At 65.0% G+C, this 9,871-nt stretch carries 10 protein-coding genes; 1 reads left to right on the top strand and 9 read right to left on the bottom strand.

All coding sequences use genetic code 11. The features are described from left to right. Both JOZ76_RS05960 and JOZ76_RS05955 read right to left on the bottom strand, forming a co-directional pair. Positions 1 to 626, bottom strand: a 626-nt coding sequence (locus JOZ76_RS05960) for a phytanoyl-CoA dioxygenase (protein ID WP_291697701.1), incomplete at its 3' end; no start/stop codon positions are given. A 245-nt stretch (positions 627 to 871) separates the two neighbouring features. Then, positions 872 to 2,128 (bottom strand): adenylate/guanylate cyclase domain-containing protein, encoded by a 1,257-nt coding sequence (locus JOZ76_RS05955; protein ID WP_291697700.1) that lies wholly within the window; start codon positions 2,126 to 2,128, stop codon positions 872 to 874. Between the two features lie 151 nt (positions 2,129 to 2,279). On the opposite strand from JOZ76_RS05955, the gene JOZ76_RS05950 reads away from it, so the two are divergent. After that, on the top strand, positions 2,280 to 2,459 hold the full coding sequence (locus JOZ76_RS05950; RefSeq protein WP_291697699.1) for a hypothetical protein: 180 nt from the start codon (positions 2,280 to 2,282) through the stop codon (positions 2,457 to 2,459). 31 nt (positions 2,460 to 2,490) lie between these two features. Here the strand turns inward: JOZ76_RS05950 and JOZ76_RS05945 are convergent, their stop codons facing one another. The 7 genes from JOZ76_RS05945 to JOZ76_RS05915 form a co-directional block, all read right to left on the bottom strand. Further along, a complete protein-coding gene (locus JOZ76_RS05945; RefSeq protein WP_291697698.1) occupies positions 2,491 to 3,321 on the bottom strand; it encodes an N-acyl homoserine lactonase family protein in 831 nt (276 codons plus the stop codon). A gap of 72 nt (positions 3,322 to 3,393) precedes the next feature. Next, entirely contained in the window at positions 3,394 to 4,434 is a 1,041-nt protein-coding gene (gene dmeF / locus JOZ76_RS05940; protein ID WP_291697697.1) for a CDF family Co(II)/Ni(II) efflux transporter DmeF, read from the bottom strand. A 175-nt stretch (positions 4,435 to 4,609) separates the two neighbouring features. Beyond that, positions 4,610 to 5,563, bottom strand: coding sequence for a cation diffusion facilitator family transporter (locus tag JOZ76_RS05935; RefSeq protein WP_291697696.1), 954 nt, complete (start codon positions 5,561 to 5,563; stop codon positions 4,610 to 4,612). Between the two features lie 270 nt (positions 5,564 to 5,833). After that, positions 5,834 to 8,086 (bottom strand): DNA topoisomerase IV subunit A, encoded by a 2,253-nt coding sequence (gene parC, locus JOZ76_RS05930; RefSeq protein WP_291697695.1) that lies wholly within the window; start codon positions 8,084 to 8,086, stop codon positions 5,834 to 5,836. Between the two features lie 92 nt (positions 8,087 to 8,178). Beyond that, positions 8,179 to 8,943, bottom strand: a complete 765-nt coding sequence (recO, locus tag JOZ76_RS05925) for a DNA repair protein RecO (RefSeq protein ID WP_291697702.1) — start codon at positions 8,941 to 8,943, stop codon at positions 8,179 to 8,181. A gap of 132 nt (positions 8,944 to 9,075) precedes the next feature. Beyond that, positions 9,076 to 9,456: a hypothetical protein gene (locus JOZ76_RS05920; protein ID WP_291697694.1), complete on the bottom strand. Its 381-nt coding sequence runs from the start codon at positions 9,454 to 9,456 to the stop codon at positions 9,076 to 9,078. A gap of 9 nt (positions 9,457 to 9,465) precedes the next feature. Next, the coding region (locus tag JOZ76_RS05915; protein WP_291697693.1) for a KH domain-containing protein at positions 9,466 to 9,871 on the bottom strand (406 nt) is incomplete at its 5' end.

Here is a 9,871-nt window from a genome sequence, read left to right as displayed (position 1 = left end):
GTCGCCAATGCGAGCGGCCGGTCCAGCGCTGCTCCCGCTCGGCTCAGCTCGCCGTCAGACAGTCCCGCCTCGCCGGCCGGTGCGAGCAGCCGCGCGATATCGCGATGCGATCCAACCTTGATGCGGGTGGGCGCATCGTTCTCGCCGACATCGGAGAACAGGAACAGCATCAACAGCGCGCGGCCGCGCGCAGCGATATTGACCCGCCAGGACGAGAAATCGTGCCGTTCGTTCGGATCGCTCGACGGGCCGGGAAAGCTCCGATCGACATGCCAGCCGGCATCGCCGGGATCGTCGGGATGCGGAAAGCGCACCGGAAAGGTGCCAAGACCGCCGCGCGGACGCCAGCGCCCCCGGCCGACGAGCTGGTCGAACGCGGCGTGGAGCGTCGGCGTATTGACCGCCTTCCGGAATGGCTCATCTCCATATCCGGGAAGTCGGATGACTGGTCTGGTCCAGGTTGCGGGATCATCGGGGTCGCACGGAAGGTCGCGCCACATGATCGCGCGGCCCTGGTCGGCGAGGTCTCGCGGAAAGGCATCGTCGACGCGGACAAAGCCGTCCTGAATGAATTGCTGGATCTGCGCGCGGCTCAGCGCACGCGCCGGGTCGTGTTCGGCAGGCATGAAAAGGTCCTCATATCGGATGGGCCAATGACGTTCGCCTGCGCGACGCAGGGCGGGTCAGGCTTTTTCGGGTCAAAAAGGAAATGCGCCGGGCCGCGCGGCCGTCGGCGCATGCGTTCTTCCAACCGCCAATGGCGGTGCCGTCAACGGCTCAGGAAGAAGACCGAAGCGATGTTGAGGATACGGATCATCATGGCGGATCAGACTTACCGCTGCGCGCGCAATCTGGCAATGGCCCGAACCGGTCAGCCCACGAGATAGCGCTTGTAGCTGCCGGCCACGGCCTCGTTGTCCGCCATGTCCGGATCGAGCGTGTAGAGGTCCTGGGCGCGGCCGATGCCGCGCAGCGCATAGCGGCCGGTCGAGACCAGATAGCGGCGGCCGGCCGCATCCAGCCCGGCGCGGAATTCCGACGACACCAAAAAATCGCGGTCGACCGAGCCGCACATCGCAGCGATCCGGCTGACCTCGTTGACTGCAGGTCCGACCACGGTGAAATCGAGCCGGTCGTCGCTGCCGATATTGCCGTAAAACACCTCGCCAACATGCAGTCCGAGATACGCCGTCGTCGTCGGCCGGCCATCGGCGGCACGGCGCGCGTTGAGGGCAGCCATGTTCTTGCGGAAGCGATGCTCGGCGCGGAGCGCGGCGCGGCGGGCCGCCGCCATGTCCTCAGCGGTGAACATCGCGAGCACGCCGTCGCCGATCAGTTTCAGCACCTCGCCGCCGGCCTCGTGGATCGCGTTGATCGAAGACTCCGCATAATCGTTGAGAAACGGGATGATTTCCGCGGGCGCAATGCTTTCGGCGATCCTGGTCGAGCCGCGCACGTCGGAGAACCACAACACCGCATTGATCTTCTCGGTGACGCCGCGGGTGATGCGGCCACGCAGCACCTGCTCGGCGGTCTCCCGCCCGAGATAGACCCGCCCGAGCGTCCGCGCGATGTCGACCTGCGCCGCGGACTTGATCGCAAGCCCGAGCACCGGCACCAGATCGCGCAGGGCCGCCAGATGCTGGTCCGCGAAACCATCCGGACGCCGGGTCGTGAAATAGGTGTAGACGGCGTCCATCTGGCCGAGCGTGCCGGCGTCGCCGAAGCGGTGCACGAAGCCGACGAAATGGCGATGGCCTTTCTCGACGAGTTCGCCGATCATCGAAAAATCCTTGCCGCGGTCGGCGAGATCGAGGCGGATCTCGTCGTGGCCGTTCTCCAGCATGTGAAAGAACACGGAGCGGCGCCAGTTCTCGGCCGCCTCGCCCTCGTTGGTCGGCCCATATTCGAAGGAGTCGGCCTCATTGGTCTGGGCGTCGTTCCAGCGCACACCCCGTCCCTCGAAGATCGGATGCAGCGTGTCGATCGCGACAAGGCCGCGCGACATATCGAGACCTTCCGCGCAGCAGCGTTCGCAGAAGCCGCGCAACAGATCATTCTCGGGAAGACCGGTGAGGCTCTGGCCGACCAGCCAGTTGATCAGGTTCAGACGGGGTGCGAGATCCATAGGCCATTATGCCGCGCAATGGCGCGGCGCGAAAGCGTTCGATGGAGCCATATGCGGCAGACGCGGATCAAGTATGTCTGGCGCCTGTGATTGACGCAGCCGCTGGGCGGCGGGTCTTTCATTTGCGACGCGTTTCGCGCAGAGTTTCGCAATGGACAACGAAAGTAGCCTGCAAAAACTCCTGCGCTGGGCGAAGACGCCGCCACAGGTCTATGTGGTGTATCTCGTCGCCCTGATCCTGGTCTGGCTGGTCTCGTTCTATGCCGGCACGTTGAACCCGAAACGGAGCCAAAGCCCGGCACCGCCGCCGGTCTCGGCGCCGCGCAACTGAACGCCGCGCCACCGACACTGAACCGCAACGCTCAATCGTAAAACTCCGGCGCCAGCTTGAGGATGTCGCGCTGATCCTTGTCATGGTTGATCCAGAGCTGCGCCGATTCGCGACTGACCGTTTCGGCGAGTTTTTGCATCGAGGCGAGCGTCTGGTCCTTGTTGAAATTGAGCGAGGGGACCCGCCGGTTGTCCCAGTTGCTCTTGAAATGCACGGCATCGCCAGAGAGCACGATCGGGCCGGTCCGCGGCAGCCGCACGAGCAGCGACTGGTGACCCGGCGTGTGTCCGGGTGTCGACAGGATCACCACGGTGCCGTCGCCGAACACGTCGTGATCGCCTTCCAGCAGCGTTGCCGGATGCTCCGGCTTGAAGCGCGGCTTGTTGTCTGCGCCCGGCCATTCGTATTCGGCCTTCTGCACATAGAGCATGGTGCTCGGGAACATCTCGACATTGCCGATGTGATCGGGGTGGGTGTGCGACACCGCCATGGCCTTGATGTCCTCGGGCTTGACGCCGATCTCGGCGAGCTGCGCCGCCAGCGTTTTCGGACGCTTCCAGGTCACCGCCTTCGGGTCTGATGGAGCCAGGCCGTTCGGCATCGCCGCGACAGCATCGGGGATGCCGGTGTCCCACAGGAACCAGCCCTGCGCGTGCTTGATGAGGTAGCAATTGTCGACGAAATCCTTCGACTTGCCTTCATCGACGCCCGGCGACCAGCGTGAAATGTCGCCGGCAACCCCCTCGCCGCAATTGAGGATGTAAAGCTTCTCGACGCCGGGTTTCTTGTCCTCGGCATGACCTGCGGCAAGCAAGACGACCAGCGACAGCAGCGCGACGGACAGACCGGATGCAAACCTCATGGGCTCCCTCCTCGGTGGCGTTTCCCCGTTTTATCCTATCTCAAGTGGAAAATCGTGTCCGGCGCGATCCCTTCAATCCGCATATGGATCTGGTGAGCGTTCGACCTCGACCGTGACGTGGCTCAGGCCGGTCAGGTCGCGCAGCCGCTCCTTGTAGATCGCGGGCTCTCGTGGCGCGTCCGACACCAGCGAGATGACGGCCGCGCGATGGCCGGGACCGACCTGCCAGAGATGCAGATCGGTGACGCGATCGCCGTCATTTTCCAGGCGCGCGCGGATCACGCCTTCCAGGTCCTTGTCGGCGCTGACATCGAGCAGCACGGCGCCGGCGTCACGAACGAGGCCCGAGGCCCAGGATGCGATCACGACGCTGCCGATCAGACCGACCAGCGGATCGGTCCAGCGCCAGCCGGAGAACGCAGCGATCACGAGCGCCACGATCGCCAGCACCGAGGTCGCGGCGTCGGCGAGCACATGGAGATAGGCGGCGCGCAGATTGTTGTCGTGACCATGGCCGTGATGGCCATCATGGGCATGATCCCGATGATCGTGCTCATGATGATCGTGATCATCGCCGTCACCGTCGTCGCCGTCACCGTCATCGCCGACGCCGGCGTCGTCAGCGTGATCGTGCGCGTGGCCATGATAATGATCGTGCGAATCCCGCAAGAGCCAGGCGCTGACGAGATTGACGCCCAGGCCGAGAAAGGCCACCGCGATGGCCTGGCCATAGCCGATCGGAACCGGAGCGAACAGGCGCAGCACACTTTCATAGGCGATCTGGACCGCGATCATCAGCAGGATGAGGGCGCTGGAAAACGCGGCAAGCTCGCCGAACTTGCCGGTGCCGAAGGCAAAGCGGGTGTGACCGACATATTGGCGGGCGAGCAGATAGGCGAGGCCCGCGATCCCGAGCGCCGCAGCATGGGTCGCCATGTGCCAGCCATCCGCCAGCAGCGCCATCGAACCGAAGATCGAGCCGGCGCCGATCTCGGCGATCATCATGGTCACGGTCAGGGCGACGACGAACCAGGTTTTGCGCTCATTAAGCGCATGCTGCGCGCCCAGGAACACGTGGTCATGGGTCCTCTGATCGAGAGAGTTCGCGCGCATCGATCGGCTCCGTCAGCGAGGCAGCATCGTATCACATTGATGCCGCCTTGAGAGGCGCCGCCCACGGACAATTTCCCCTATTACCCCTCATTGCGAGGCGTCTTAGCGCCGAAGCAATCCAGACCTTTGCGGCGGCGAAATTCTGGATCGCGTCGCTTCGCTCGCGACGACGCGCCTAGACCACGTCGGCCGGTGCGAGCCTGCACGCGCTGGCGTCGGCTTCGATCTGCAGCGTGGCGTGATGGATCTTGAAACGGTGCGCAAGCTCGCCGCAGACCCGATGCAAGAACAGATCGTCGGAGCCGCCGGGACGCACGAGGTGCGCCGTCAGCGCGGTCTCGTTGGTGCTCATCGCCCAGATGTGCAGGTCGTGGACGGCCGCGACGCCGTCGAGCGCGCCGAGATAGTCCCTGACCTCGCCGAGTTCGATATGCCGGGGCACCGCATCGAGCGCCAGATTGACACTGTCGCGCGCCAGACCCCAGCCGCTCACGAGCACGACCGCGACGACGCCAAGGCTGACGGCCGGATCGACCGACGACCATCCAGTGAGCATGATGACCAGCGCGGCGATCACGACGCCGAGCGACACGCCGGCATCCGCCGCCATGTGCAGATAGGCACCGCGAATGTTGAGGTCGCTGTCTCGGCCGCGCATGAACAACAGCGCGGTTGCGCCATTGATGACGATGCCGAGCGCGGCCACGAGGACGACCGTCGCGCCCGCGACCTCGGCGGGCTGCCGCAGCCGGTCGACGGCTTCCACGACGATGCCGCCGACCGCAACGAACAGCAGGCCGGCATTGGCGAGCGCTGCGAGGATCGAGGCGCGCCGATAGCCGTAGGTATGGCGGTCGGTCGGAAGCTGCCGCGCCAGCCAGGCGGCGGCCCAGGCGAGCAGCAACGCAATGACATCGGAGAGGTTGTGAACCGCGTCCGAGATCAGCGCCAGCGACTGCGCGAGATAGCCGAACACCAGTTCGGCCACCACGAAGGCCGCATTCAGCGAGGCACCGACGGCGAAGGCCACGCCAAAGTTTTGCGGCGCATGGCTGTGGCCGGCATGGTGATGGGCATGGCCGGCATGATCATGATCATTGGCATGCGCGTGGTGATGGGAATGGCTCATGGCAGATCGCGCGCGGGGAACATCGTCCGATTCGCAGAGCTATATAGCCGGCCGCCTGACGAATACTATAACATCCAGGCGCCACGAGTTGAGGTTCGATCGTTGCCAGATCCGACGTGCGCCCCCCTCTCCCCGTTCTTACGGGCAGAGGGTTGGGGTGAGGGGCAGTCACTGGCACTGAGCGCGTGGAGAGTCCCCCTCACCCGGATCGCGCAAGCGCGATCCGACCTCTCCCCGCAAGCGGGGAGAGGTGAACCGCGGGCTGGGTCCCTACTCCACCGGCCGGTTCAACTTGTTCGATTTCGGCAGGCCGTGCGCGAGCCGGCCGGCGTCGGCGCGGTTGCCGCGCCAGTCGGTAAGGTCCTTCCAGCTCATGCCCTGATCGCGGCCGGCGGAATCCTTCCAGGCGAGCCCGGTCTTGGAATCGAACGTCGCGACGTCCGACAGCGAGGCGCTGGTATATTTCTGCAACCGCACACCGCGGCCGCGCGCCATCTCCGGCACCTGGTCGAGCGGGAAGATCACCATCTTGTGGTTGCTTCCGATCACCGCGACCTGATCGCCGACGACGCTCGTGATCGCGCATGCCTCGTTCGGCATCTCGACATTCAGCACCTGCTTGCCCTTGCGGGTATTGCCGACGCAGTCCTCCTCCTTGACCACAAAGCCCTGCCCTTCCGAGCTTGCGATCAGGAATTTGCGGCCACCCTTGTTGACGAACACGGAGACGATCGAGGCATCCTGGTCCATGTCGATGAACATGCGGATCGGCTCGCCGTGGCCGCGGCCGCCCGGCAGTTTTGCGACGTCGAGCGAATAGAACTTTCCGTTGGTAGCAAACAGCAGCAGTTTTGACGTGGTCTCGGCGAAGAAGGCCTGGCCGAGCTTGTCGTCGGTCTTGAAGGACAATCCGGAGAGGTCCTCGACATGCCCCTTCATCGTCCGCACCCAGCCCTTCTCCGACACGACGACCGTGCAGGGCTCGCGCTCGACAAAGGCTTCCTCGATCGCGGCAAGGTCATGCTCGGGCGCGTCGGCGAATTGCGTGCGCCGCTTGCCCAGCGGCGTCTTCGGGCCAAAAATGTCGCGGACTTTCTTGACCTGCTCGCCGACCTTGATCCACTGCTCGGACTCGGAGGCGAGCAGCGCCTTGAGGCCCTTCAGTTCGCCGCGCAGATTCTTGTCTTCGGTGCGGATCTCCATCTCCTCGAGCTTGCGCAGAGAGCGCAGGCGCATGTTGAGGATGGCGTCGGCCTGGACCTCAGTCAGGCTGAAGGTCTTCATCAGCACCGGTTTCGGCTCGTCCTCGGTGCGGATGATTTTTATCACCTTGTCGAGGTTCAGATAGGCGATCAGATAGCCGCCGAGCACCTCGAGCCGGTTCTCGATCTGGGTCTTGCGGTAGTTGGAGCGGCGGACCAGCACGTCGCGCAGATGGTCGAGCCATTCGCGCAGGGCTTCCGCGAGCCCCAGCACTTTTGGCACGCGGCCCTTCACCAGCACGTTGATGTTGACCGGGATCTTGCTTTCCAGCTCGGTCAGGCGGAACAGCGATTCCATCATCAGCGCCGGATCGACGCTGCGCGATTTCGGCTCGATGATGAGGCGGATATCTTCCGCCGATTCGTCGCGGACGTCGCCGACCAGCGGGAGCTTTTTCTCGTTGAGGAGTTCGGCGATCTTTTCCACCAGCCGCGATTTCTGCACCAGCCAGGGGATTTCGGTGATGACGACGACCCAGGTGCCGCGCGCGCCCTCCTCCTGCTCCCATTTGGCCCGGACGCGGAACGAGCCGCGGCCTGTCGTGTAGGCTTCGGCGATCGCCTCCTTGGAGTCGACCACGATGCCGCCGGTCGGGAAGTCCGGCCCCTTCACCCAGCGCATCAGCGCGCGCGATTTGGCCTGCGGCTTTTCGATGAGATGCAACGCCGCATCGCACAGCTCGGCGGCGTTGTGCGGCGGGATCGAGGTCGCCATGCCCACCGCAATGCCCTGCGCGCCGTTGGCGAGCAGGTTCGGGAAGCCGCCCGGCAGCACCACCGGCTCTTTCGACTGGCCGTCGTAATTGGCGCGGAACTCGACGCCGTCCTCGTCGATGCCCTCGAGCAGCAGGCGCGCGACATCCGTCATCCGCGCTTCGGTGTAGCGGTAGGCGGCGGCGTTATCGCCGTCGATATTGCCAAAATTGCCCTGGCCGTCGACCAGCGGGTAGCGCGAGGAAAAATCCTGCGCCAGGCGCACCATGGCGTCATAGATCGCCTGGTCGCCGTGCGGATGGAACGAGCCCATCACGTCACCGACGATTTTGGCGGACTTCTTGAACGCCGTGCCCGGATCGAGCCGCAACAGGCGCATGCCATAGAGGATGCGCCGGTGCACCGGCTTCAACCCGTCGCGGGCATCGGGCAGCGCCCGGTGCATGATGGTGGACAGCGCATAGGCGAGATAGCGCTCTTCCAGCGCCTCGCGCAGCGCGACCTCGTGAACCTCGGCGGGTTCCGGCGGAATCAGTGTCTTGCCCATGGAGACGGGTTAAACGCTCAGAACTGAGGGAGCAAGGCGCGAATCACGGCAATTCCGACGCGGAATCCGTTTGGAACAGCGCCGGCCAGGCGTCAGGAGGCACTCCCGATTCGCGTTCTCACCCTGCTCACCGCATTGATGAAGCCGGCGCGGGCGTCGGAATGGCCCTGCCCGCGCGGCTCCAGCACGTGGCGCAGCAGAAACAGGCCGGTCAGGCGAAAGCCGTCCTGCAGGTCCTGGTCCGTCCAGCCGTGGCGGGCCGCATCGTCTTGCGATTCCCCCTGGCGCAGGAACGGCGGCAGCCGCAGCAGGCGGTCGCGCCAGGGCCCGCCGGCCGTGCGCGAGACCGCGCCGCCGGATTTTGGCGAGACATAGACCAGCTCTTCCGTCGTGCCGGTCGCCGCGCAATTGTCGAGATCGAGCCCAAAACCGAGTTCGGCCAGCATGGCGAGTTCGAAGCGAACCAGATGCACCGCCGCCTCACCGGCATCGTCGAAGTCATCGAGCGCGTGGTCGAGCATCTCAAAAATGTCTTCGTGCGGATCACGCTCGGGCAGCAGCCGCGCCACCGAGGCGAGATGCGTCACGCCATAGACCCCGTGCGACGACGCCAGCAGGGTAGCGGCGCGCAGCCGCAAGCCCTCGATCGCATAGGTGCCGAGATGCTCGTCGAGCCGCGCCCGCCAGACGGCGCGCACGCTGTTGCCGGGCTGCAGCAGCGGGCGCAGCCGGGCGCCGGCAGCTCCGCGCACCAGGCCGAGGTGCCGGCCATGCTCGCGCGTCAGCAGTTCGGCGATGGCGGAGGATTCGCCATGCCGCCGCACGCCCAGAACGATGCCCTCGTCGGTCCATTCCATGGGGGAAAAGCGTACCATGTAGGGTGGGCTAAGCGAAGCGAGCCCACCGCAGCGATCAACACTGATCGTAACGTTGTCGTGGTGGGCCCGGCGCGCGGCGCGCGCCTTGCCCACCCTACGCAGCCTCCTGCTTCACGCGTTGAACCAGCCCTGGGCGTCGCCCGTGAAGGAGAAATAGAGCCCCGCCGCGGTCAGGATGCAGGACATGATCTCGATGCCGGAGTCGAACTCGACGCCATTGTCGCCGATGACCTGCCACAGCGACACGACGGAAAAGATCAGCGCCGCGGCGAGCACCCAGCGCGGCCAGTTCTTGCGCCGCTGCGCCGCGAGGTAGACGAAATAGACCAGCAGCAGGATCAGCCCGCCCGCAATCACGGTCGCAACCGTAATCATCTGCTCCGTCATATCGGTGGTCGGCGTGCGATCCTGGAAGGCGACCGAGAGCGCGTCGAGAATCAGCGACGTATAGAGCAGCACCTCGAACCGCAGCACGTTTTTCGGAACGGTCATGGCGGCCGGTCAGTCCCTGGGAAACTCGAGGCCCATGTGGCGGTAGCGGTCGGGATCGTCGCCCCAGTCTTCGCGCACTTTGACGAACAGGAACAGGTGCACGGGGTGGCCAAGAATCTCCGCGATTTCCTTGCGCGAGTCCGCTCCGATGGCCTTGATGGTCGACCCGCCCTTGCCGAGCACGATCTTGCGCTGGCTTTCCCGCTCGACAAAGATCGTCTGCTCGATGCGCACCGAATGGTCCTTGCGCTCGCTCCAGCTGTCGGTCTCGACGGTGGATTGGTAAGGCAGCTCCTGATGGAGCCGCTGGTAGATCTTCTCCCGCGTGATCTCGGCCGCGAGCTGCCGCATCGGCGCATCCGACATCTGGTCTTCGGGATAATGGAAGGGCCCGACCGGCATCCGCACAGCGAGC

The sequence above is a fragment of the Bradyrhizobium sp. genome, from assembly GCF_019244115.1.
Taxonomy (GTDB): Bacteria; Pseudomonadota; Alphaproteobacteria; order Rhizobiales; family Xanthobacteraceae; genus Bradyrhizobium.
The sequence above is the reverse complement of the archived record's forward strand: the minus strand, read 5'-3'. Positions and strand labels throughout refer to the sequence as shown.